Annotated in this window: 18 protein-coding genes and 2 pseudogenes; 9 read left to right on the forward strand and 11 right to left on the reverse strand. The window is 71.9% G+C overall.

What is annotated here, in order from left to right:
• Positions 1-86 (reverse strand): annotated as a pseudogene (locus ABZ484_RS30970) (ectoine/hydroxyectoine ABC transporter ATP-binding protein EhuA); the annotation flags it as partial.
• Positions 87-389: 303 nt separating this feature from the next.
• Between ABZ484_RS30970 and ABZ484_RS30975 the strand changes: the two are divergent.
• On the forward strand, positions 390-1,025 hold the full coding sequence (locus tag ABZ484_RS30975) for a hypothetical protein (protein WP_358869233.1): 636 nt from the start codon (positions 390-392) through the stop codon (positions 1,023-1,025).
• A gap of 192 nt (positions 1,026-1,217) precedes the next feature.
• On the opposite strand, the gene ABZ484_RS30980 is transcribed toward ABZ484_RS30975, so the two are convergent.
• Both ABZ484_RS30980 and ABZ484_RS30985 read right to left on the reverse strand, forming a co-directional pair.
• Positions 1,218-1,928 carry a GntR family transcriptional regulator gene (locus tag ABZ484_RS30980; RefSeq protein ID WP_358869234.1) on the reverse strand — a complete coding sequence of 237 codons (711 nt, stop codon included), beginning with the start codon at positions 1,926-1,928 and terminating at the stop codon, positions 1,218-1,220.
• Between the two features lie 28 nt (positions 1,929-1,956).
• A complete protein-coding gene (locus tag ABZ484_RS30985) occupies positions 1,957-2,715 on the reverse strand; it encodes a decarboxylase (protein ID WP_358869255.1) in 759 nt (252 codons plus the stop codon).
• 144 nt (positions 2,716-2,859) lie between these two features.
• Here ABZ484_RS30985 and ABZ484_RS30990 point away from each other — a divergent pair, with 144 nt between their 5' ends.
• The gene (locus ABZ484_RS30990) at positions 2,860-3,873 is read left to right on the forward strand and encodes a D-2-hydroxyacid dehydrogenase (RefSeq protein ID WP_358869235.1); all 1,014 of its coding nucleotides are present in this window, start codon (positions 2,860-2,862) and stop codon (positions 3,871-3,873) included.
• Positions 3,870-5,348, forward strand: coding sequence for an amidase (locus tag ABZ484_RS30995; protein ID WP_358869236.1), 1,479 nt, complete (start codon positions 3,870-3,872; stop codon positions 5,346-5,348). Before ABZ484_RS30990 ends, ABZ484_RS30995 begins: the two co-directional genes overlap by 4 nt.
• Before the next feature lie 112 nt (positions 5,349-5,460).
• On the opposite strand, the gene ABZ484_RS31000 is transcribed toward ABZ484_RS30995, so the two are convergent.
• Together ABZ484_RS31000 and ABZ484_RS31005 are read right to left on the reverse strand one after the other, a co-directional pair.
• Positions 5,461-5,958: a DUF3830 family protein gene (locus tag ABZ484_RS31000; protein ID WP_358869237.1), complete on the reverse strand. Its 498-nt coding sequence runs from the start codon at positions 5,956-5,958 to the stop codon at positions 5,461-5,463.
• Between the two features lie 88 nt (positions 5,959-6,046).
• Complete coding sequence (locus ABZ484_RS31005; RefSeq protein ID WP_358869256.1) at positions 6,047-7,486, reverse strand: NAD-dependent succinate-semialdehyde dehydrogenase; 1,440 nt, start codon at positions 7,484-7,486, stop codon at positions 6,047-6,049.
• Positions 7,487-7,694: 208 nt separating this feature from the next.
• Here ABZ484_RS31005 and ABZ484_RS31010 point away from each other — a divergent pair, with 208 nt between their 5' ends.
• Positions 7,695-8,963 (forward strand): aminotransferase class III-fold pyridoxal phosphate-dependent enzyme, encoded by a 1,269-nt coding sequence (locus ABZ484_RS31010; RefSeq protein WP_358869238.1) that lies wholly within the window; start codon positions 7,695-7,697, stop codon positions 8,961-8,963.
• Positions 8,964-9,166: 203 nt separating this feature from the next.
• On the opposite strand, the gene ABZ484_RS31015 is transcribed toward ABZ484_RS31010, so the two are convergent.
• The gene (locus ABZ484_RS31015) at positions 9,167-10,072 is read right to left on the reverse strand and encodes a LysR family transcriptional regulator (RefSeq protein WP_358869239.1); all 906 of its coding nucleotides are present in this window, start codon (positions 10,070-10,072) and stop codon (positions 9,167-9,169) included.
• Positions 10,073-10,375: 303 nt separating this feature from the next.
• On the opposite strand from ABZ484_RS31015, the gene ABZ484_RS31020 reads away from it, so the two are divergent.
• Complete coding sequence (locus tag ABZ484_RS31020; RefSeq protein ID WP_358869240.1) at positions 10,376-11,227, forward strand: aspartate/glutamate racemase family protein; 852 nt, start codon at positions 10,376-10,378, stop codon at positions 11,225-11,227.
• A gap of 113 nt (positions 11,228-11,340) precedes the next feature.
• On the opposite strand, the gene yicI is transcribed toward ABZ484_RS31020, so the two are convergent.
• Positions 11,341-13,611, reverse strand: a complete 2,271-nt coding sequence (yicI, locus tag ABZ484_RS31025) for an alpha-xylosidase (RefSeq protein ID WP_358869241.1) — start codon at positions 13,609-13,611, stop codon at positions 11,341-11,343.
• Positions 13,612-13,891: 280 nt separating this feature from the next.
• Between yicI and ABZ484_RS31030 the strand changes: the two genes are divergently transcribed.
• The 4 genes from ABZ484_RS31030 to sufC all read left to right on the forward strand — a co-directional run bounded on the left by ABZ484_RS31030 (position 13,892) and on the right by sufC (position 17,976).
• The gene (locus tag ABZ484_RS31030) at positions 13,892-15,205 is read left to right on the forward strand and encodes a sugar ABC transporter substrate-binding protein (protein ID WP_358869242.1); all 1,314 of its coding nucleotides are present in this window, start codon (positions 13,892-13,894) and stop codon (positions 15,203-15,205) included.
• An 11-nt stretch (positions 15,206-15,216) separates the two neighbouring features.
• A complete protein-coding gene (locus tag ABZ484_RS31035) occupies positions 15,217-16,173 on the forward strand; it encodes a sugar ABC transporter permease (RefSeq protein WP_358869243.1) in 957 nt (318 codons plus the stop codon).
• Positions 16,174-16,178: 5 nt separating this feature from the next.
• Positions 16,179-17,006: a carbohydrate ABC transporter permease gene (locus ABZ484_RS31040; RefSeq protein WP_358869244.1), complete on the forward strand. Its 828-nt coding sequence runs from the start codon at positions 16,179-16,181 to the stop codon at positions 17,004-17,006.
• 223 nt (positions 17,007-17,229) lie between these two features.
• Positions 17,230-17,976, forward strand: coding sequence for a Fe-S cluster assembly ATPase SufC (sufC, locus tag ABZ484_RS31045; protein WP_358869245.1), 747 nt, complete (start codon positions 17,230-17,232; stop codon positions 17,974-17,976).
• 34 nt (positions 17,977-18,010) lie between these two features.
• On the opposite strand, the pseudogene ABZ484_RS31050 reads toward sufC, so the two are convergent.
• The 4 genes and pseudogenes from ABZ484_RS31050 to ABZ484_RS31065 form a co-directional block, all read right to left on the reverse strand.
• Positions 18,011-18,555: pseudogene (locus ABZ484_RS31050) on the reverse strand (carbohydrate ABC transporter permease); the annotation flags it as partial.
• 37 nt (positions 18,556-18,592) lie between these two features.
• Complete coding sequence (locus tag ABZ484_RS31055) at positions 18,593-20,632, reverse strand: beta-galactosidase (RefSeq protein ID WP_358869246.1); 2,040 nt, start codon at positions 20,630-20,632, stop codon at positions 18,593-18,595.
• 169 nt (positions 20,633-20,801) lie between these two features.
• Positions 20,802-22,070: a hypothetical protein gene (locus tag ABZ484_RS31060; protein ID WP_358869247.1), complete on the reverse strand. Its 1,269-nt coding sequence runs from the start codon at positions 22,068-22,070 to the stop codon at positions 20,802-20,804.
• 177 nt (positions 22,071-22,247) lie between these two features.
• Positions 22,248-22,901 carry a maleylpyruvate isomerase N-terminal domain-containing protein gene (locus tag ABZ484_RS31065; protein WP_358869248.1) on the reverse strand — a complete coding sequence of 218 codons (654 nt, stop codon included), beginning with the start codon at positions 22,899-22,901 and terminating at the stop codon, positions 22,248-22,250.
• Positions 22,902-23,008 lie beyond the last annotated feature (107 nt).

Genomic DNA, 23,008 nt, shown 5'->3' on the forward strand with positions numbered 1-23,008 from the left:
CGCATGACGTCCAGGACGTCACCGACCAACTCCGGGTCCAGTGCCGACGTCGGCTCGTCGAACAGCATCAGCTTGGGGCCCACCGCCCCACCATCCTGGCGGCCCCCGCGTCAAGCACGACGCGCCGGGAGCTCCGCCTGCCCGCCGCCACACGGGTGAGCGGGCATCAGGAGATCACCTGTAAGGCCTAATCGCCAGTCAACCGATCAGCTTCGCGCGCCTATTTGACGTGGCATCAGCTCTCCGCACAGCGTCCTGGACGCCCCCATCGACCCCGCGAAGTCTCGCTTTCGATATGCACGAAATGACAGCTATTAGGGGTGTCAGTACGTTCAATCACACATCGGCCGCCGAGCCGACCTCATCTCTGAGACAGGAGAAGCAGTGCCATGATCATGACCCGATCGCACGCGATCAGCGCGGCCGTCGCGGCGGCCGCAGCTCTGACCGCGACCGGCATCACCTACGCCGCGGCCGCGTCCGCGCCGGAGGCCCAGACGGCCCCGGCTCCCGCCGTCGTCCGGCAGGCGCCCGCTCCCGCCCAGGCTCCCCTGGACGGCGGCACCCAGAGCGGCAACGGGAACAACGGGAACAAGGGGAACAGCAACAACAACGACGACGACGATGACGACAACGGCTACGGCGGTGGCGGTGGCGGCGGCGGCGGCGACCACGGTGGTGGCGGCGGCGACCGCGGCGGCGACCGCGGCGGCGACAGGGACTTCGACAAGGGCTGGATCCACATCAACGAGCGGTCCTACTCGGCCCGTCCGAGCGGCTGCATCACCGTGGTCAGCGGCCTGGGCTCCACCAGCCTCAACGTCCGCAACGACAGCCGCCGTACCGTCGAGGTCTTCCGCGGCGCGACCTGCGACAACGGCGCGCCCATCGCCACCGTCGGCCCCCACAGCACCAGCGACGGCGTGAAGCCCGGCTGCGTCCGCGGTGTGAAGGTCAGGGACGGAGTCGTGGCCAGCTTCCGGGTCATCGAGCGCCACAAGGGTGACAGGGGCGACGACTACTGAGCCGGCCGAGCGACGCCGGCGACGCGGAACTCCGGCCCGCCGTAATGGGGCCGGCGCTCTGTACACCGGGCGCCTGACACGGATCCCCGGCCTGTCGTACACGGGCCGGGGATCCGCTCCGGTCCCGGGCCCTGCCCGGAGCGCACCGCCCAGCCCTCCTGCCGTGCGCCGATTCGCCGAAGCGCCGAAGCGTCAGCCGCTGACGGCTTCCGGTCGCGGCGGCACCTCCGGGACCGCCTCCTCCGGCCGCTCGGTCAGCCTCCGTACGGCGTCCTGCATGTGATCGTCCACCAGCCGCAGCAGCAGTTCCTCGTCCGCGTCGCGGATGGCCTGGATGATCGCGGCGTGTTCGTCGACCATCACGTCCGGGACGGGGTACTTGTCCTGAAGCGCCGTGATGCACATCCGGGTCTCCACGAAGAGCGTCTGCGCCATGCGCTTGAGGCGCGGGCTGCCGGACTCCTCGACGAGCACCTGGTGCAGTTCGGTGTCCGCCGCGCTGAGCGCCGTGGGGTCGCCCCGTCGCGCGGCCTTGGCCATGGCGCGCTGCACCGCCGCGAGCCGGTCCGCGGTGCCCTGCGGGTCGCGCCGCAGGATCAGCCGGCACGCGGCGGACTCGACCGCCGTGCGGGCGAGGTAGATGTCCCGTACGTCGTCCTCCGTGAGGGTCGTCACGAAGACCCCGCGGTGCGGTTCACTGTGGGCGATGCCCTGCTGGACGAGCCGCTGCATCGCCTCGCGCAGCGGGCCCCGGCTCACGCCGAGTTCCGCGGCCAGCTCGACCTCGCCGAGCTGGGTGCCGGGCGCCAGGGTCCCGTCCATGATCGCATCCGTCAGGCGGCGGGCGATCGCGACGGCGGCGGGCTCCCGTCTGACGGGTTGCAGCCGTTTGGCTCCCGGCATGTTCTCTTCTCCTTCTTCGGTGCCGCCGTCAGCCGGCGGCGGGCGGCCTGGGTGGGGCGGGCGGCGGCGTGGCGCCCTGACGGAACAGCCGTCCGAGGCCGGTCCGCGGGGCGGTGTCCCCGGCGAGCCGCAGTCCCTCCCAGACGGTGACCTGGTTGGCGGTCAGCACCGGCTTGCCGACGGCCCCCTCCAGTTCGTCCAGCCAGGCGGCGGTGTGCAGGGCGGTGTCGGGGAGCAGGACGGCCTCCGCGTCCGGGTGGTCGTTGGCCTTGACCAGGTCGACGACCTGCTCGCGGGAGAGCGTACCGACCTCCGCCGCCGTGACGATGCCCCTCCCCGACACCCGCGCCACCCGCACCCCCGACTCCTGGAGGAAGCGGACGAAGTACCCGGCGACGTCCTCCGGATAGGTAGCGGCGACGGAGACACCGCTCAGGCCGAGCGCCCGGAGTGCGTGCACGAAGGCGAAGGAGGTGCTGGACGCCGGGACGCCCGCGGCCTGGGCGAGCTCCGCGGCCTGCTGGCCGGCGCCTTGGCGTCCGTAGACGAAGCTGGCACTGGTGCAGGCCCACATGACGGCGTCCACGTCGTGGCTCTTGAGTTCCGCCAGGCCCCGGGTGAGCCGGTGGATGGCGCCCATCTCCAGGAGGGCGTCCACGCGGTGCGCGTCCTCCCCCATGTCCGTGTGCGCGAGAGGCAGTCGTACTCCTGGGCCGAGCAGGTCCTCCAGCAGCGGATAGTCGTCCTCCGCTGAGTGGCCGGGGTAGAGGAAACCCACCGTCGTGATGCGGTCAGCCACGTGCGATCGTCCTCCCGAGTACCGACTGTAGATTGTTGACAATCCTATGGAACGGCCCCTAGGGTGTCAATCGGTCCCCTGGGCCGACGCGGACCGGACCGGGCGCGCGTTCGAGCGACCGAAGGGCTGGGCATGAGGACGACCGAACTCCCCCTCGTCGTCGTGCTGGGAGAACAGGAGCCGCCGCTCCTGGACCGCATCAAGGACCGCGCCCGGCTGCGCCGCGTCGGCGAGGCCCATCTCGCCGACGCGCTGCGCGAGGCCGACGCCCTGCTGGTGTGGGACTTCCTGACCGACGCCCTGCCGGCGGCCTGGCCGAAGGCGGGCGGACCGCGCTGGGTGCACACCGCGAGCGCGGGCGTGGACAAGCTGCTCTTCCCCGCGCTGCTGCGCTCGGACACCGTGATCACCAACTCCCGCGGCGTCTTCGAGGAACCGATCGCCGAGTACGTGGCGGGGCTGGTCCTCGCCATGGCCAAGGACCTGCCCGGCACCCTCGACCGCCAGCGCTCGGGGACCTGGCAGCACCGGGCGACCGAGCGCGTGGGGGGCACCCGGGCGGTGGTGGTCGGCGGCGGCCCCATCGGCCGGGCCGTGGCCCGGGTGCTGCGCGCCCTCGGGCTGCGGGTGGCACTGGTCTCCCGCAGGGCCCGCGCGCACGACGCCGAGTTCGGCCGGGTCCACGGCTTCGGCGAACTGTCCGGTCTGCTGCCGGAGGCGGACTGGGTGGTGAGCGCCGCGCCGCTGACCGACGAGACCGCCGACCTGTTCAATGCGACCCTGTTCGCACGGATGAAGCGCGGCGCACGGTTCGTCAACGTCGGCCGCGGCCCGCTCGTCGTGGAGGACGACCTGGTGGCGGCGTTGCGCGAGGGCAGGCTCGCGGGCGCCGCGCTGGACGTGCTGCGCCAGGAGCCGCTGCCGGCCGGCAGCCCCCTGTGGAGCGTGCCGGGGCTGCTGATCTCCCCGCACATGTCGGCCGACACCCACGGCTGGCTGGAGGATCTCGCGGAGTTGTTCCTCGCCAACTTCGCGTGCTGGGCCGCGGGCCGGCCCCTGCGCAACGTCGTCGACAAGACCCTGGGGTACGTGCCCGTCGGCGAGGCACCGGGCGGCACCCCGCACACCGAGGAGGGCTCGTCATGACCGCAGCCACCGACCAGGACGCCGGCGCGGGGCGGGCCGGGCGGCCCGACGCGCGGGACGAGTCGTGCGCGCGCACCGCCACCGAACTGGTCGCGGCCTACCGGGACAAGAGCCTCTCGCCCGTGGAGGTCGTCGACGCCGTACTCGACCGGATCGAGCGGCTCGACCCGCTGGTCAACGCCTACTGCCTGGTCGACGACGAGTCGGCCCGCCGTGCCGCCGCGGCCTCCGCGGACCGCTGGCGGCGGGGTGAGCCGTGCGGGCTGCTCGACGGGGTGCCGGTCTCCATCAAGGACCTGCTGCTGACGAAGGGCCTGCCCACGCTGCGCGGCTCGCTGAGCACGGACCCCGGCGCCCCCTGGGAGCAGGACGCGCCGTCGGTGGCGCGCCTGCGCGAACACGGCGCCGTCCTGGTCGGCAAGACGACGACCCCGGAGTTCGGCTGGAAGGGCGTCACCGACAGCCCGCGCACCGGCGTCACCCGCAACCCGTGGGACGTGACGCGCACGTCCGGCGGCTCCAGTGGGGGCAGCGCGGCCGCCGTCGCGCTCGGGCTGGCCCCGCTCTCCGTGGGCACCGACGGCGGTGGCTCGGTCCGTATCCCGGCCGCCTTCTGCGGCATCTTCGGTCTCAAGCCCACCTACGGGCGGATCCCGCTGTACCCGGCGAGCCCCTTCGGCACCCTCTCGCACGCGGGACCGATGACCCGTACGGTCGCCGACGCCGCGCTCATGATGGACGTGCTGTGCGGCGCCGACGACCGCGACTGGTCCTCACTGCCGCCCTGCGAGCGCGGTTTCCGTGCCGAACTGGACGGGGATGAGGGCGTGCGCGGGCTGCGCGTCGCCTACAGCCCGACGCTCGCGGGCGCCCCGGTCGAGCCGGACGTCGCCGCGCGCGTCCGCCACGCGGTCGACGTGCTGGCCGGTCTCGGGGCCGAGGTCGAGGAGGCGGACCCGGGCTTCGCCGACCCGGTCGAGGCGTACCACACGCTGTGGTTCACCGGCGCCGCCAAGGTGGTGGAGCACCTGTCCCCCGAGGAGTTCGGGCGGCTCGACCCGGGGCTGCGGGAGGTGTGCCGGCTGGGCGCGTCGATGAGCGCCCTGGACTATCTGGGTGCCGTGGAGGCGCGGATGGCGCTCGGGGTGCTGATGGGCCGCTTCCACCGCGCCTACGGCCTGCTGGTGACGCCGACGCTGCCGCGGACCGCGTTCGAGGCGGGCCACGAGGTCCCGCCGGGCAGCGGCCTGACCAGGTGGACCGGCTGGACGCCCTTCACGTACCCGTTCAACCTGACCCAGCAGCCGGCTGCCACCGTGCCGTGCGGTACGGCGTCGGACGGGCTGCCGGTGGGAGTGCAGCTGGTCGCGGCCCGGCACCAGGACGGCCTGGTGCTGCGGGCGTCGCACGCGCTGTTCGAGGCCCTGGTGGCCGAGGGCACCGTGTCGGCGGCGCCGGTGACGCCGCGCGGCTGAGTGCCGTCACGGGCCGGCTTCCGTACGCACTCGGCTTCCGTACGCACTCGGTCGTCCGCACGCGGGGCGGTGGCTCCCGGACCACCGCCCCGTGTCGCCTCGTCGCCGCCGCTCAGGCCCGGCGGAAGACGAGCGATTCGCCGATCACACCGGACAGCCACAGGTCCTGTGCCGCCTCGGCCATCCGGTCCAGGCCCTCGACGATGGTGCCGAAGATCGTGGCGGGCACGAAGCCGGTGTCGGGGTTGAGCAGCAGGTTGTTGCGCTCGTAGAAGACGGCGAGGTCCACGATCCGCTGCGCGGCCTGCGGCCGGCCGCCCTGGGCGTAGCCGTGCGAGCTGGTGTTCAACTGCCACTGGGCGAACGAGAAGTAGGCGACGTCGCCGGGGATCGGTGTGATCGTCGGGTTCTCCGTGCCGGGTTCCTCCGGCGCGAACGCCGGTACCAGCGTGTAGATCTCGTTGCGCGCGTACTTGCCGTGGAAGACGTCCTTGCCCAAGGGCAGGGCGTTCCACACCGCCTCGCAGGTGTGCGGCGCCCGGTCGTCCAGCAGCCTGGCCACGCAGCTGACTCCGCGCTTCTCCAGGGAGATCTCGATGTGGCGGTCCATCTCTCGGCGCCCTCCGTTCCCCGGCCGCCCGGCCGGTGCGTCGCTCGGGTGGTGTGCTGTGCGGTGCCCCGTCGCCTGTGGGGAGGCGTCAGTCCATCGGCATCGCCAGGTAACGGGTCTCCAGGAACTCCTCGATGCCCACCCGGCCGCCCTCGCGGCCGAGCCCGGACTGCTTGACGCCGCCGAACGGGGCCGCGGGGTTGGAGACGACCCCCTTGTTCAGCCCGATCATCCCGGTCTCCAGCCGCTCGGACATCCGGAAGGCGCGCCGCAGGTTCTCCGTGTAGAGGTACGACACGAGACCGTACGGCGTGGCGTTGGCGGCCGCGATCACCTCGTCCTCGTCGTCGAAGGGGATGACCGGCGCCACCGGCCCGAAGATCTCCTCGTGGAGCAGGGCGGCGTCCGGGGGGACGTCCACGAGCACCGTGGGCGCGTAGAAGTAGCCGTCGCCCGCCGGGGAATCGGCGCCGGTCAGCGCCTTGGCCCCGCCGTCGAGGGCCTGGCCGACCAGGTGGCGCACCTTGCCCCGGCCGTCCTCGTCGATCAGCGGCCCGACCTCGACGCCCGGCTCCGTGCCCCGCCCGACCCGCAGGCCGCCCAGGCGCCGCGCCAGACGGCGGGCGAACTCGCCGGCCAGGCTCGCGTGCGCGTACAGGCGGTTGGCGGCCGTGCACGCCTCGCCGATGTTGCGCATCTTGGCCTGCACCGCTCCCTCGACGGCCGCGTCGAGGTCGGCGTCCTCGCAGACGATGAACGGCGCGTTGCCGCCGAGCTCCATCGACACCCGCAGCACCTGCTGCGCGCTCTGGGCGATCAGCAGCCGCCCCACCGCGGTGGAGCCGGTGAAGGAGACCTTGCGCAGCCGGCCGTCCCGCATCAGGGGTTCGACCACCTCGCCCGGCCGGCTGCCGGTGACGACGTTGAGCACGCCGTCGGGCAGTCCGGCCTCGGCCAGGATGCCCGCGAGCGCCAGCATGGACAGCGGTGTCTGCTCGGCCGGCTTGACGACCATGGTGCAGCCGGCGGCGACGGCGGGACCGATCTTGCGCGTGCCCATGGCGAGGGGGAAGTTCCACGGCGTGATCAGCAGGGCGGGCCCGACCGGCCGGCGCATGACCAGCAGCCGGTCCCTGCCGTCCGGCGAGAGGGCGCAGCCGCCGTCGACCCGTACGGCCTCCTCCGCGAACCAGCGGAAGAACTCGGCGGCGTAGGCCACCTCGCCGCGTGCCTCCGTCAGGGGCTTGCCCATCTCCAGGGTCATCAGCAGGGCCAGGTCGTCGATCCGTGCGTGGATCAACTCGTAGGCGCGGCGCAGGATCTCGCCGCGTTCGCGTGGTGGGTGGGCGGCCCAGGACTCCTGGGCGCCGTGCGCGGCGGCCAGTGCGTCGAGGGCGTCCGCGGCCCCGGCGTCGGCGACGGTGCGCAGCGGCCGGGCCAGCGAGGGATCCTCGACCTCGAAGACGGCCCCGGAGACGGCGGGCCGCCAACCGCCCCCGATGAAGAGGCCGGTGGGAACGGCGTCCACCACCGCCCGCTCGTGTTCGGACTGTGTGGTCACTGCGCACCCCCGGTGCTGTGGGGACTCCCGTCCGGACTCCCGGCGCGGTGCCTCGGGCTCGTCGGTTCCGGCCGGCCGGGTCGGACGGGGTCGTGGACAACGGGCGCCACCCATGCTTGCATGAATGTAGGTTGTTGACAATCCTACGATCAACCTCGACTGCGAGGGAGTCGACATGAGCCAGCTCTCCCCCGTCCTGAAGCAGGCCACCCCCGTCCTGGCCGCCCGCGCCGAGGGCGTCCGCGTGTACGACGAGGACGGCCGCGCCCACCTCGACTTCACCGCCGGCATCGGCGTCACCAGCACGGGCCACTGCCACCCCCGCGTGGTCGAGGCCGCCCAGCGCCAGGTGGCCACGCTGATCCACGGCCAGTACACGACCGTCCTGCACCGCCCGCTGCTCACCCTCACCGAGCGGCTCGGCGAGGTGCTGCCCGAGGGCCTGGACGCGCTCTTCTACGTCAACTCGGGCAGCGAGGCGGTCGAGGCCGCCATGCGGCTGGCCCGGCAGGCGACCGCCCGGCCCAACATCGTCGTCTTCCAGGGCTCCTTCCACGGCCGGACGATCGGCGCGGCGTCCCTGACCACGTCGGCGACCAAGTTCCGCTCGGGCTTCGGCCCGCTGATGCCGGGTGTGGCCATCGCCCCGTTCCCCCACGCCTTCCACTACGGCTGGGACGAGGCGAGGGCCACCGCGTTCGCGCTGCGCGAGCTGGACCAGCTGCTCGCGACCGTGACCGCCCCGGCCGACACGGCGGCCTTCATCGTCGAACCCGTGCTCGGCGAGGGCGGGTACGTACCGGCCAACTCGGCGTTCCTGCGGGGTCTGCGGGAGCGGGCGGACCGGCACGGCATCCTGCTGATCGTCGACGAGGTGCAGACCGGGTTCGGCCGCACCGGCCGGTTCTGGGGCCACGACCACTTCGCCGTCCGCCCCGACATCGTGGTCACCGCCAAGGGACTGGCGAGCGGCTTCCCGCTGTCCGCCATCGCCGCTCCCACCGCGCTCATGGAGCGGGCGTGGCCCGGCTCACAGGGCGGCACCTACGGCGGCAACGCGGTCGCGTGCGCGGCGGCGATCGCCACCCTGGACGTCATCCGGGACGAGAAGCTCGTGGAGAACTCGGCCGAGCGGGGCGCCGAACTCATCGCCGGCCTGCGCGAGGTCGCCTCCCGCCATGGGGCGGACGGCACCGGGGGCATCGGCGATGTGCGCGGGCTCGGGCTGATGGCCGGCACCGAGTTCGTCACGGCGGACGGCCTCCCCGACGGCGAGACCGCCGCCCGGGTGCAGGCGGCCGCCGGCCGCCGCGGGCTGCTGCTCCTCACCTGCGGCGCCCAGGGCCAGGTGGTCCGCATGATCCCGCCGCTCGTGGTCACCGCCGAACAGGTGCGCGAGGGCCTGGGGCTGTGGTCCGAGGCGGTGGCCGAGGTGCTCGGCTGAGCCGGACCGTGAGCGGCCCGCCGCTGGTGCTGTGGCCGGAAAGGTTTGCCGGAAGGCTCGCGGCGTCCGGTGCGGTACATCGCAAGGCGGAGCATCGCCCGCGTACTGGATGTACTCGGGTGATGCGACAACGCGGCGAAGTGCCGTGCCGGGCGTCGCGAGCCGGTGAACCTTTCCGGTCACAGCACCAGGGGCAGACGGTGTCAGCCCTGGCGGGCCGCCCGGCGCAGGGCCAGGACCAGGGCGCCCACGGCCGGGTCGGCTCCGCTGCCCGCCCGGGTGGCGATGGAGACCGTGCGGGTCAGCGCGAAGTTCTCCACCGGGCGCAGCGTCACGTCCGCCGCCAACTGCTCCACGAGCAGCGGTGGCACGAGCGAGACACCGAGTCCGGACTGCACGAACGCGAGGACGACGGTGTAGTCGTCGCTGATGTAGTCGAGCCGCGGGGTGAAGCCCGCGGTCGCGCAGGCCCGCTCCAGCACCGTGCGCAGCGCGTGGTCCCGGCGCGGCGCGATCCAGTGCTCGTCCCGCAGCGCCTCCAGGGTCAGCGGCCCCTCGGCGTCGGCGCGCGGGTGGCGGCTCGGCAGGGCCAGCAACAAGGGCTCCTGGAGCACGGCCTGGAGTTCGACGCCCGACTGCGGCAGCCGGGGCAGCAGGTTGTACTCGTACACCAGAGCGATGTCGATGCGGCGCATGCGCAGGTCGACCAGGCTCTGCGCCGGCTCCTCCTCGCTCAGGGCCACGTTCAGGTCCGGGTGGTAGGCCCGGCAGGCGGCGATGGCCGGCGCGGCCACACCGCTCGCGGCGCTCGGAAACGCCGCCAGCCGCACCGTGCCCTGCACCCGGTGGTCGAGGGCCGACACATCCGCGCGGGCCCGCTCCAGCTGGGCCAGGATGATCTCGGTGTGCGCCACCAGCACCTTCGCCGCCTCCGTCAGCAGCAGCCGCCGGCCGTCCCGGACGAACAGCTGGGTGCGGGCCTCCCGTTCGAGCAACGCGAGCTGCTGCGAGACCGCCGACGGCGTGAGCGCACAGGCCTCGGCGGCGGCCGCGACCGTACCGTGCGCGGCCAGCTCCCTGAGCAACCTGAGCCGCCGTACTTCGAACATGTAGGAACACTAACGGCAGCCGCAGGAAAATCTTGCTGGTCCTGCGGCCGGACCCGACCTCACACTGGCGCTCGTGGGCACGGCGTCGCCGCCGGCGGTCGCCGGTGCCACGACGGCCGCGGACGCTCGTGGGCACGGCGTCGCCGCCGGCGGTCGCCGGTGCCACGACGGCCGCGGACGCCTCGGCCCGGCCGAACACGCACGCGGGGCGGCCTTGTTGCGCCCGGCGCCGCGCGATGTCACGTCGTTCCGTCCCGCCCAGAAACCGTCCAGGACCCGACCAGCACCCCTCGAGGAGTTGCCTTGGACATCACCGTTCTCGGCGGTCCCGCTCCGCAGCGCGGGCTCGGGGTCGTCGCGCCGTTCGACTTCGCGCTGGACCGGGAGCTGTGGCGCTGGGTGCCGGACGACGTCTCGCTCCATCTGACGCGCACGCCGTACGTTCCGGTCGAGGTGTCCCCGGACATGGCCAGGATCGTCAGCGAGCACCGGACCCTGCGGGACGCGGTGCTCACGCTGAGCGCCGTCGGTCCCGAGGCGGTGGCCTACGCCTGCACGTCCGGCAGCTTCATCGACGGCATCGCCGGTGAGCGGTCCATGTGCGCGGCGATGCGCCAGGTGGTGCCGATCCCGGCGACCACCACCTCCGGCGCGCTGCTCGACGCGCTGGCCGAGTTCGGCGCCCGCAGGGTCGCGGTCATCACCCCCTACACCAGGTCGCTCACCGACGCGTTGGAGGCCTATCTGGCGGAGGGCGGCGTGACCGTGACCGGGCGCGCCTACCTCGGCCTGACCGGGGAGATCTGGCGCGTGCCGTACCAGTCCGTGCTGGACATGGCGCGCGGCGGCGTGGCCGAGGGCGCGGACGCGCTGTTCATCAGCTGCACCAACCTGCCCACGTACGACGTGATCCCGCAGCTGGAGGCGGAGCTGCGGATCCCGGTGCTGTCCGCGAACCAGGTGACGGTCTGGGCCGCTCTGCACAGCATCGGCATTCCGGCCGTCGGCCCGTACCAGGCGCTGCTCGACCCGGCGGCCCGTTCGGGGCTGCCCGGCCCCGCCGGACCGGCCGTGGCGTCGCCGGGCCCGCTCGCCGGCGAGCCGTCGGAGCTCCTCCACCGCGAGGGCGAGGGCTCCGACACGCCCATGGTGTGACGGGCGGCGACGCACGGGCACGCCCTTGGGGTGACGGGCGGCGACGTACGGGCACGCCCATGGTGCGACGGGCGGCGACCGTACGGCGCCCGCGGCCGGGCCCGGCGCCCGGGTCAGTGCAGCGGCACGGTCACCTCGCCCGTCCCCCGCGCGCTCGCGCCGCCGGCGACGCGTACCGTGAACGGCCGGTCGGTGCCGTCCGCCGTGACGGTGAGCAGGTCGCCCTCGCGGCGTACGCGGAACACGGCCGCCGGTGCGCCGGTCGGGTCGGGCACGCCGACCTCGGTGGTGTACTCGGGCGAGGCCGGCGGGTGGACGAGCAGGGTGGGACCGTCCAGCCAGTCGCCGTCGGGCCGCCGTTCGTCGGCGGCCAGCGGCAGGACGGCGCCCTCGCGGACGTAGAGCGGAAGGCTGTCGTAGCCGTGCCGTTCGGTGCGCCACACCGGGCCGGTGACCCGCTCGCCGCTGAGGAGCTGGGTCCAGGTGCCCTCGGGGAGGTAGACCTCCACCTCTCCGTCCTCGCTGAACACCGGGGCGACCAGGACGTCGCGGCCCAGCATGTACTGGCGGTCCAGCGGGCGGCACGCCGGGTCGTGCGGGTACTCCAGGACCATGGGCCGCATCACCGGAACGCCGGTGCGGTGGGCCTCGACGGCGGCACCGTACAGATAGGGCATGAGACGGTGCTTGAGCAGGGTGAACCGGCGGGCGACGTCGACGGCCTCGGCACCGAACTCCCACGGCACCCGGTAGGAGGTCGAGCCGTGCAGGCGGCTGTGGGAGGACAGCAGCCCGAAGGCCAGCCAGCGCTTGAAGACGGCGGGGTCAGGCGTGCCCTCGAAGCCCCCGATGTCGTGGCTCCAGAAGCCGAAGCCGCTCAGGGACAGGGACAGGCCGCCCCTGAGCGACTCGGCCATGGCCTCGAAGGACGACCAGCAGTCGCCGCCCCAGTGCACGGGGTACTGCTGGCCGCCCGCCGTCGCGGAGCGGGCGAAGAGCACGGCCTCGCCCTGGCCGCGCTCCTTCTCCAGGAGTTCGAAGACCGTCTGGTTGTACAGGTGGGTGTAGTAGTTGTGCATCCGCTCCGGGTCGGAGCCGTCGTGCCAGACCACGTCGGTGGGGACCCGCTCGCCGAAGTCCGTCTTGAAGCAGTCCACGCCCTGGTCCAGCAGCGGTTTCAGCTTGGACTGGAACCAGGCCCGCGCGTCGGCGCTGGTGAAGTCGACCAGCCCCATGCCGGCCTGCCACAGGTCCCACTGCCACACGTCGCCGTTCGGCCGGCGCACCAGGTGCCCGAGCTCGGCGGCCTCCTCGAACAGCGGGGACTTCTGCGCGATGTACGGGTTGATCCAGGCGCTGACCTTCAGGCCCTTGGCCTTCAGCCGGGCGAGCATGCCCGCCGGGTCGGGGAAGACCTCGGGGTCCCACTCGAAGTCGCACCACTGGTACTCGCGCATCCAGAAGCAGTCGAAGTGGAAGACGGACAGCGGGATGCCGCGCTCGGCCATGCCGTCGACGAAGGACATGACCGTCCGCTCGTCGTAGTCGGTGGTGAAGGAGGTGGTCAGCCACAGGCCGAAGGACCAGGCGGGCGGCAGGGCCGGGCGGCCGGTCAGGGCGGTGTAGCGGCCGAGGACGTCCTTGGGGGTGGGGCCGGCGACGACGTAGTACTCCATCGTCTGGTCCTCGACGCTGAACTGCACCTGGCCGACGGACTCGGAGCCGACCTCGAAGGAGACCGCGCCGGGGTGGTTGACGAAGACGCCGTAGCCGCGTGAGGACAGGTAGAAGGGGATGTTCTTGTACGCCTGCTCGCTGCTGGTGCCGCCGTCGGCCTGCCAGATGTCGATCACCTGGCCGTTCTTGACGAACGGGGTGAAGCGCTCCCCGAGGCCGTAGATCTGCTCGCCGACACCGAGCGCGAGCTGGCCGAGGACGTGGTGGGCGCCGTCGTCGGTGGTGGCGAACGCGGTGCCCTTGCGGCCGGCCCGGGTCAGCTCCCGCCCGCCGGCGTCGTGGAAGGTCAGGGTCCAGGGGGCGGCCCGGTCCAGGCGCAGCGTCAGCGGGCCGCTGACCAGCTCGGTGACGGTGCCCTCCTGACGCACCTCGCCCGCGCCGCCGGGCTCGGCCGCGAGGGCGAAGTCCGGGCCCGGGCGCCGGCGGCCGGCGTGATGGGTGACGCGCACACCGATGACGCCCTCGGCGGGCGAGAAGCAGTCGACGGTGAGCAGCGGCGCGTTGAGCGTGTCCCCTCTGCGGGTCACCTTCTGTGCGGCGGCCCAGGTGGTGAAGCGCTTCGACTCAACGCGCAGATCACGTACCTCGGTGGCGTACGCGAGCTGGACGCCGTCGCGGATGCGCCAGAACCCGTTGGTGAACTTCATGGTCTTCCTCGGGGGAGCGGGGCTGTTCGGCGGGGACCTCGGAGGCTGTCACCCGGATTTTGATCGTACACAGAACACATGACGGCCGGAGGCATGCTGCAGCGCATTTATCCGTCTGACCAGCAGATTTCTCCTGGCGAACAGAAAGTGCGCCTCCGGAGGGTGCACGAACCGACACGGGTTCGGGTCTAGCGCGGCGCCAGGGATTGCCGTATTAGTCATCCCAGCAAACAAAACCACCGGCGCGACCGCCGGGCGATACGACAGCAAGGGCCGCAGGATGTCGAAGCGCTTCAACGCCACCACCCGGTACCGGTCAACGTCGTGGACCGTCGGCCGGCAGGGACGGGATCCGGCCGCCGCGCGCCGCGGCGGACGCTCCCACGGGGCCGTGGTGCCGCTCGCCGTCGTCTGCGCGCTGGTCGCCGGGGCCGCCCTGACCGGATGCGGTCAGCAGCGCGACAGCGACGTCTACACCGTGCTGAACTCCTCGACCGACGAGACGTACCACCGCTGGGACGCCGAGGCGATGGCCCGCTGCGGCGAGCAGCTCGGCGTCACGATCGAGCAGCAGAGCGTCCCGGCAGCGCAGGTGATGACCAAGGCGCTGCGCATGGCGTCCTCGAAGTCGCTGCCCGACATCGTGCAGTTCGACGCCTCCGAGATGCCGACGTTCGCCGAGGCCGGCGGGCTGATCGACCTCAGGACGCTGGGCCTGGGCACCGACGACATCCCCCAGGGCATCGTGAACTTCGGCTCCTACAAGGGGACCTACTACGGCGCCGCCCGATCGGTGAACACGCTCGCGCTGTTCTACAACAAGGACATCCTCGCCGAGGCGGGCCTGAAGGTCCCCACCACCTGGGACGAGCTGCGCGAGAGCGCGCGCACGCTCACCCACGGCAAGCAGTACGGCCTGGCGCTCAGCGCGGGCGGCGCCGAGGACGGCGTCTTCCAGTTCACACCGTTCATGTGGTCCAACGGGGGCGACGAGAGACAGCTCGACGGGCCCCGGGTCGTCGAGGCCCTGGACTTCTGGAAGTCCCTGCTGAAGGACCACTCACTGTCGAAGTCGACGGTCAGCTGGACCCAGGCGGACGTCAACGACCAGTTCATGGCGGGCAACGCAGCCATGATGATCAACGGTCCGTGGCAGGTCGAGACACTCGACACCAAGAAGTCGCTGCACTGGGGCATCGCACGGATCCCGGTGCCGAAGGCCGGGGACAAGTCCGTGGGACCCCTCGGCGGTGCGGTGCTGACCGTGCCCGACACCGGGGACAGGACGCGGGAGAAGACGGCCGGACGGATCGTCGCCTGCCTGTCCAGTGAGAAGGAGCAGCTGACCTACGCGCTCAACAGCTGGATGGTCCCGGCCAACGAGAAGGCCGCAGCGCAGTGGCGCAAGCGGGTGCCCGAGCTGGACGCCCTCGCCGACCAGGTCGCCGCTGCCCGCTCCCGTACGGCCGAGGTCGGCGCCGGATGGTCTGGCGTGTCGCTCGCCCTGCAGAGCGCCTTCCAGTCGGCCCTGACCGGCGAGTCCAGCACATCCGCCCTGAAGCGCGCCCAGCAGCGGGCCACCAGCGGGAACTGAGGTACGCGTCCATGACCACGTCCACCGTCACCGTCCCCGCGCCCTCCGCGGCGCGGCAGGCCGCAGGCGCCTCGGATCCGCGACGGCTCCGGCTGCGGCGCCGCCTCGCGCAGTGGGGGTTCGTCGCCCCCGCGGTCGTCTTCATGTTGCTGTTCTTCGGCTACCCGCTCGTCCGCAACGTCGTGATGAGCTTCCAGCACTACACGCCGAAGACCTTCTTCACCGGCGAGGCCCCGTTCAACGGCGTCGACAACTGGTCGAAGGTCTTCCAGGACGCCCTGTTCGGCAAGGCGCTGTGGCACACGCTGGTGTTCACCGCCGGGTCGCTGCTCGGGCAGTTCTGCATCGGCCTGGCGCTCGCGGTGTTCTTCAGCCGGCGATTCCCGCTCAATGGCGTGCTGCGGTCGTTGATCCTGCTGCCCTGGCTGGTGCCCATGGTGGTGTCCGGCATCGTGTGGCGGCGCATCCTCGACCAGGACACGGGCGTACTGAACTCGTTCCTGGACACGGTCGGCCTGGGTGGTGGCCACACCCCGTGGCTGACCAGCCCCGGCATGGCCCTGCTGTCGGTGATCCTGGTCAACATCTGGATCGGCATCCCGTTCAACATGGTCATCCTCTACGGCGGTCTCCAGGAGATCCCCAAGGAGCTGTACGAGGCGGCCTCCCTGGACGGCGCCTCGGCCTGGCGGTCCTTCCGGTCCGTCACGCTGCCGATGCTCAGGCCGGTGATCACGGTCGTCCTGGTGCTCGGCTTCATGTCGACGGTGAAGATCCTCGACCTGATCCTCGCCCTCACCGACGGCGGCCCGGCCGACGCCACCCAGACCCTGGGCACGCTCACCTACCAGAACTCGTTCGTGCAGCTGGACTTCGGGGCCGGCGCGGTCGTCGGCAACGTACTCATCCTGGTCTCCGCGGTGTTCGCGGTGTTCTACCTGCGGGCCAACCGCACCGAGGGGAAGTGACGTCCATGGCCTCGCCCACGCCCACCACATCCAGGCGCCGCTGGGGTTCGACCATCGCCGGCGTGCTCATCCTGTGCGTGATGCTCTTCCCGCTGTACTGGATGCTCAACACCGCCCTCCAGCCGGAGTCGGGTCTGCTCCAGGTCGACCCGGTGCCGGGCAGCCTGGACCTGTCCGGTTTCTCCAAGGCCCTCAGCGACCAGGGCGGCCACCTGCTGACCTCGCTGGCCGTCTCCCTCGGCGCGGTCGTCATCTGCCTGGCCATCGCGGCCCCGGCGGCCTACGGGCTGGCCCGGTTCGGGCTGCGCGGCTCGCGGACGATCGTGTTCGGCACGCTGATCACGCAGATGGTGCCGGGCATCGTCATCGCCAACGCGCTCTACAACACCTATGTCGACCTGGGCCTGGTCAACTCCTACTTCGGCCTGATGCTGGCGGACGCCTCGCTCGGCATCCCGTTCTCCATCGTGCTGATGCGGTCCTTCATGGTGTCGATCCCGGGCGAGGTGATCGAGGCGGCGCAGATGGACGGTGCCGGGCCGGTGCGGACGTTCGTCCGGGTGGTGCTGCCGATGAGCCGCAACTCGCTGATCACCTCGGGCCTCTTCGCGTTCCTGTTCTCCTGGAGCGACTTCATGTTCGCGCTCACCCTGAACACGACCGACGACGTCAAGCCGGTCACGCTCGGCATCTACCAGTACATCGGGGCGCACGTCGGCGACTGGGGCTCGGTGATGGCCGCGTCCGTGCTGTCCGCGGTGCCGGCGGCGATCCTGCTCGTGCTCGCCCAGAAGTACATCGCCGCCGGCATCACCGGCGGCTCCGTCAAGTGACCGACGCGCACCCCTCCGGCACGAGGTGATCATCACCCCTGACGCTGCGCGCCGGGGCCTGGACGCTCAGGCCCCGGCGCGCCCGTCATGGGTCGCGGAGCCCCGCGAAGCCACGTCGCTCTCCGTCGTGGTCCCGAAGGCGGGTGAGCACGGGGCGCGGCGGGCATCACCAGCGTGTGGCACATGTGCCCTGCGTGCCGCGAGAAAGTGAGGTGAAGCGCCCATGGCCACCCTCGACATCCGCGACCTGCGCTGTTCGGTCCTCACCGACGCCGGACCGCGCGAGATCCTGCACGGCGTCGACCTGACCGTGCGCCACGGCGAGACCCACGCCGTCATGGGCCCCAACGGCTCCGGCAAGACCACCCTCGCCTACGCCCTCGCCGGGCACCCCAAGTACCACATCACCTCGGGCTCGGTCACGCTGGACGGCGAGGACGTGCTGGCGATGAAGGTCGACCAACGGGCCCGGGCCGGGATCTTCCTCGCCATGCAGTACCCGGTGGAGGTTCCCGGCGTCTCCATGTCCAACTTCCTGCGCTCGGCCGCCACCGCCGTCCGCGGTGAGGCGCCCAGGCTGCGCACCTGGGTGAAGGAGGTCCGCGAGGCCATGGAGCGGTTGCAGATCGACCCGGCCTTCGCCGAGCGCAACGTGAACGAGGGCTTCTCCGGCGGTGAGAAGAAGCGCCACGAGATCCTCCAGCTCGAACTGCTCGGACCGAAGATCGCCATCCTCGACGAGACCGACTCCGGCCTGGACATCGACGCGCTGCGCGTCGTCTCCGCGGGCGTCAACCGGGTGCGGGCCACCGGAACCGTGGCCACCCTGCTGATCACCCACTACACACGCATCCTGCGCTACGTCCACCCGGACCACGTCCACGTCTTCGCCGACGGCCGCATCGCGGACTCCGGCGGTCCCGAACTCGCCGACCGGCTCGAGGAGGAGGGCTACGAGGCGTACACGTGAGGGACGGCACAACCGGCGTCCGGCACCGCGCGGCTCAGCCCTTGACGCTGCCCTGGGTGAGCCCGGAGCGCCAGTAGCGCTGGAGCACGAGCATCGCGGCGGCGAGCGGGAGGATCGAGACGAACGCGCCGCCCACCGTGAGCTGGTACAGCTCGGGGTGCCGGTCGGCCGCCGACTGCCATGCGGTCAGTCCGAGGGTGATCGGGTACTTCGTGTCGTCGGAGAGCATCACCAACGGCAGGAAGTAGTTGTTCCAGATGCCGACGAACTGAAAGAGGAAGACGGTCACCAGCGCGGGCGTCATCATGCGCAGGACGACGGTGGAGAAGATCCGCCACTCCCCCGCGCCGTCCACGCGCGCCGCCTCCAGCACTCGGCCGGTACCGCCGCCTCCGCGTAGATCCGGCACAGATACACGCCGAACGGACTGACCATGCTGGGGATCAGCACCGCCCAGTGCGTGTTCGCCAGGCCCACCTTGCTGAACAGCAGGTACATCGGCAGCGCGAGCGCGGTGGTGGGCAGCAGGACGCCGGCGAGCACGGCCTTGAAGACGGCCTCACGCCCGCGGAAGCGGTAGACGGCGGTCTGGTGGTGTCCATGAGTGTCCCTTGCTTCACGGCGTGGTCAGAACGGCTGCTCCGGCCCCCGGCAGGGTGATCCGGTCCGAGGGGGCCCTCCCGTGGGCGAGGAGGTCGGTCATCGGCTCCGGCAGACCGACCTCGGCGGGTTCGGCACCGTGGTTGAGGAGGAAGAGGAACCGGCCGCCGGCGCCCTCGCGGACGGTCGCCTGCACCGGGGCGGGAAGCCCGGGGAGCACGGGGCCGACGCCGGCGGCGCGGCACACCTCGTCCGTCAGCGCGCGCATGGCCCGCGGCTCCGGACGCGTGGCGACGTACCACGCGCTGCCCGCGCCGTACCGGTTGCGGGTGACGGCGGGCCGCCCCGCCAGGGGCCCGGAGTCGAAGACGGCGGCGGTCCGCGCGCCTTCGGCCACGACCTCCTCCGACCACAGGTCCGCGTGTGCGACGGTGCCGTCCTCGAGCCGCACGCGCACCGTGCCGTTCTGGGGCAGCGGCCAGAACTCCTCGACGCGCACGCCCAGCGCCTCGCGCAGCGGCGCGGGGTATCCGCCCAGGTGGACGCGGTCGCAGTCGTCGACGATGCCGGAGAAGAACGAGACGAGCAGGTGCCCGCCGTCGCGCACGTAGTCGGTCAGCCGCCGGGCGTCCGGCTCGCCCAGCAGGTAGAGGTTGGGCACGACGACCAGGCGGTAGCCGGACAGATCGCGGTCGGGCGGTACGACGTCGCAGGTGACGCCCGCCTCGAACAGCGGCCGGTAGTGGGCGAGGTTGATCTCCATCTGGTCCAGCGCGGTCGACGGGTGCGAGTCGAGTTCCAGCGCCCACCAGCTGTTCCAGTCCATGACGAGGGCGACGTCGGCGGTGCAGCGCGACCCGGCGAGTACGGGCACCGAGGCCAGTTCCCGGCCCAGTTCGCGCACCTCGCGGAAGATCCGGGTCTCGGTGCCGCCGTGCGGGACCATCGCCGAGTGGAACTTCTCGGCCCCGCCCCGGGACTGCCGCCACTGGAAGTACAGCACCGCGTCCGCGCCCTGGGCCACCGCCTGCCAGCTCCACAGCCGCATCCGGCCGGGCGGCTTGGGGCCGTTGCGGTCGCGCCAGTTGACCGCACCGGGCGCCTGCTCCATCAGCATCCACGGCTCGCCGTCGCGGGCGGAGCGGGTGACGTCGAAGGCGAAGCCGGCCGTGATGTGGGCGTCGTCGCGGTGCGGGTCCTGGTAGACGTCGACCGAGGCGACGTCCTCCTCGGCGGCCCAGCGGAAGGAGTCGACCGGCTTGTGCACGCCGATGAAGTTGGTGGTCACCGGGACGTCGGGGCTGATCCGGCGCAGCACCTCCTTCTCCGCGAGGTAGCACCGCAGCAGCGCGTCGTCGCTGAAGCGGGCGAAGTCCAGCTGCTGGGCGGGGTTGGGGAAGGTGGGCGCCAGGCGCGGCGGCAGGACCTCGTCGAAGGTGTCGTAGCGCTGGGACCAGAACGCCGTCGACCAGGCGTCGTTGAGCGCCTCGACGGTGGTGTAGCGGTCGCGGAGCCAGCGCCGGAAGTCGGCGGCGGACTCCTCGCACCAGCACATGGGGGTGTGGCAGCCGTATTCGTTGCCGATGTGCCACATCTCCAGCGCGGGGTGGTCGGCGTACCGGGTGGCGAGCCGCTCGACGAGGCGGGTGGCGTACTGGCGGTAGACGGGGCTGGAGGGGCAGTAGTGCTGCCGGCCGCCGGGCCACATCAGCCGGCCGTCGGCGGTCCGCGGCAGGATCTCGGGGTGCAGCCGGGTGAGCCAGGGCGGCGGTGAGGCGGTCATGGTCGCCAGGCAGACGGCCACCTGGGCGCCGGCGAGGTGGTCCATGACCCGGTCGAACCAGGCGAAGTCGTACTCGCCCGGTCTCGGTTCGACCTTCGCCCAGGAGAAGATGCCGGCCGTCACCATGGTGACGCCCGCCTCCTTCATCAGGGCGATGTCCTCGGCCCACACCTCCTCGGGCCACTGCTCGGGGTTGTAGTCGCCGCCGAAGGCGATGCCGGCGGGGCGCAGGCGCCGCCGGGAGTCGATTGCTACCGCGTCAGTGAGTCGCACGCCGGTCAGTCTCGGAGCGACGGCGCACCACGTCAAGATATTTGCATAATTAATTGATAACTGAGAGGCCTCGGGGTCCTCGGCGCGCAGGGGAAAGGGCCGCCCCGACAGCGCGTCCGGAAGACATCCCGTACGCGCCGCGGGACGGCCCTCGTGGGGTTACGAGCTGTTACGAGCCGTCGGCGTGGACCGCGTAGACGTAGCGCTTGCCCGCGTACTCGCTGAGGTTCCAGATCACGGACTCGCTGTAGGCCCAGCCGGAGGCGCCGCTGCTGTGGTAGCTGAGGTCCTCGCAGCCGATGCCGAGGTCGCAGACCGTGGTCGCGCTCGAGGCCCCGGAGTCGAAGGTGCGCAGCGCGCCCTTCGTGGACGGTCCGGCGCTCACCGAGAGGTAGTGCTTGCCGCCGCGCGAGACGGCACCCTGGATCTTCTGCTGGGCGACGGTGACGGCTTCCGACGCGGTGAGCGAGGCCGGCAGCCGGTCGGTGTAGTCGAGGTTCCAGCGGACCACCTTGGGCGTGGTCGTGGCGACACCCGTGCCGTTGAAGGTGCCGTCCGTGTAGCTGACGGTGCCGGACGTGGAGTACTCGCTGATCACCAGGGAGTCGGGGGTGCTGGCGCGGTCGAGGCCGATCGTGGTGTAGCGCAGGTATTTCCCCGCGTTGTCGTAGGCGTGGCTCTGCGGCAGGACGTACTGGTACCCGTAGCCGTAGTACTTGTCGTCGGTGTGCAGACCGCACACGTCCACGCCGGTGGCGACCGTGAGCAGGGTGTTGAGGTCGAACACCCGCAACCCCTTGTAGGTGTCGACGACATAGAGCAGGTTGCCGTACCACATGATGCCGCCGGCGTGCTTGCGGATGGGGTTGAACGAGTACTCCCCGCTGTCGGTCCTGACCGGCTCGACCAGGAGGACGTGCCGGTACGTCGGCGTGGAGGCGGTGGTGTAGTCGACGAACGTGAGGCGGATGCCCTTGTCGACCGTGTACTCGTCGACGCCGTCGCCGTCGGGGTCGGTCTCGAAGTACCAGGAGACGAGAACGACCCTCTTGCTGCCGCCCGAGGGGTAGAGCCCGTCGCCGTAGGCGTCGGCGCTGGTCGTGACGCCCTGCGGGATCCAGTAGTCGACCGCCTGGTCGCCGCCGTCCCAGGTGAACCCGGTCGAGAACGCCTCGACGGTGCCGGGGGCGCTGCTGAGGTGGGTGGCGTTGCGGTTGGTGTCCGCGATGACGGCCGTCGCGTCCACCGTGGGCAGCTTGGCCGCCAGACCGGCGGTCAGGTCGGCGAACTCGCCGTAGCTGTTGCCGGATCGGCTGGTGAGGGCGAACTGGCCCGCGTCGATGGTGGCCGCCTCGGCGGCGGTCGGAGACAGCAGGGCGCCGGCGGCGGAGACGAACGGCGCGGCGGCCAGGCCCTTGAGGATCCCTCTTCGTGTCATGCTCATGATAACGAAAGCTACGAGCATGCGATCACATGGCACAACCCTGCCCGCCCTGCTGCGGCACAGATCTTCGCTGTCGTTCCCCAGACGTTCATCCGGCTGCCCGATCAGCCACCAGGACGAACGGCGGCCGCCCGATGGGACCGGCCGGGGACGAGCGGGATCTCGGCCGGATCAGCCGAGGACGAGCGGCAGCCGCGCGGCCAGCTCGCCCAGTTCGGCCCTCTCCGCCACGCCCGGGCCGCGCCGTCCGGTGCCGATGAGCAGCGCGTCCGTGTCGGAGAACGACGCGGGGAACGCGGCACCGGCGATCTTCTCCAGCAGCTCGCGCGACCGGGCGAGCCCCTCGGCGGGCGGCCGCGCCGCGTCCGGGAGGTGCGCGATCAGGTCGAGGTGGTGCAGCGTCCATTCCAGGACGTACGCGCCGAGGTAGTCGGCCGCGGTGAGCACCTGGTCCTGGGTGGCCACCCGGAGCGCAGGGTCGGCGAGTCCGGCGGCGCGTCCGGCGGCCGAACCGACGTCGTCGAGGTGGAACTTCAGCAGCCACGGCTCCTCATAGGCGGCGGCCAGGCGGACGACCAGCGCGTCGAGCGGGTCGTCGCCGGTCGGGGCCTCAACGAGGTTCCAGTAGGTCACCGCGTCCCTCGTCGGCTCCGTTTCGGCGGGGGTGACAAGGGTGATCAGGACGTCCTGGGCGTCGATGACCAGATGGCACACCAGGTCCCGTACGAGCCAGCCGGTGCAGCCGGACGGCCGCGCGAAGTCCTCGTCGGCGAGTTCGGCGACCGCGGTGCGCAGCGCCGCCCAGGAGCGTGAGAAGAGATCCACGGCCGCAAGCTAGCAGCGCCGATGGTGTGCCGCGAACGGATTTCCCCAGCGGGCACCGCCACCCGACAGCCGCACGGCGCCCGTGCTTCCCGTACGCCGACACGGTG

It is taken from the genome of Streptomyces sp. NPDC006393 (assembly GCF_040628575.1).
Lineage (GTDB): Bacteria > Actinomycetota > Actinomycetes > Streptomycetales > Streptomycetaceae > Streptomyces.

Coding starts and splice junctions, on each gene's coding strand:
- ABZ484_RS30975 (WP_358869233.1), top strand. CDS start 390: ATGATCATGACCCGATCGCACGCGATCAGCGCGGCCGTCGCGGCGGCC.
- ABZ484_RS30980 (WP_358869234.1), bottom strand. CDS start 1,928: ATGCCGGGAGCCAAACGGCTGCAACCCGTCAGACGGGAGCCCGCCGCC.
- ABZ484_RS30990 (WP_358869235.1), top strand. CDS start 2,860: ATGAGGACGACCGAACTCCCCCTCGTCGTCGTGCTGGGAGAACAGGAG.
- ABZ484_RS30995 (WP_358869236.1), top strand. CDS start 3,870: ATGACCGCAGCCACCGACCAGGACGCCGGCGCGGGGCGGGCCGGGCGG.
- ABZ484_RS31000 (WP_358869237.1), bottom strand. CDS start 5,958: ATGGACCGCCACATCGAGATCTCCCTGGAGAAGCGCGGAGTCAGCTGC.
- ABZ484_RS31010 (WP_358869238.1), top strand. CDS start 7,695: ATGAGCCAGCTCTCCCCCGTCCTGAAGCAGGCCACCCCCGTCCTGGCC.
- ABZ484_RS31015 (WP_358869239.1), bottom strand. CDS start 10,072: ATGTTCGAAGTACGGCGGCTCAGGTTGCTCAGGGAGCTGGCCGCGCAC.
- yicI (WP_358869241.1), bottom strand. CDS start 13,611: ATGAAGTTCACCAACGGGTTCTGGCGCATCCGCGACGGCGTCCAGCTC.
- ABZ484_RS31030 (WP_358869242.1), top strand. CDS start 13,892: ATGTCGAAGCGCTTCAACGCCACCACCCGGTACCGGTCAACGTCGTGG.
- ABZ484_RS31035 (WP_358869243.1), top strand. CDS start 15,217: ATGACCACGTCCACCGTCACCGTCCCCGCGCCCTCCGCGGCGCGGCAG.
- ABZ484_RS31040 (WP_358869244.1), top strand. CDS start 16,179: ATGGCCTCGCCCACGCCCACCACATCCAGGCGCCGCTGGGGTTCGACC.
- sufC (WP_358869245.1), top strand. CDS start 17,230: ATGGCCACCCTCGACATCCGCGACCTGCGCTGTTCGGTCCTCACCGAC.
- ABZ484_RS31060 (WP_358869247.1), bottom strand. CDS start 22,070: ATGACACGAAGAGGGATCCTCAAGGGCCTGGCCGCCGCGCCGTTCGTC.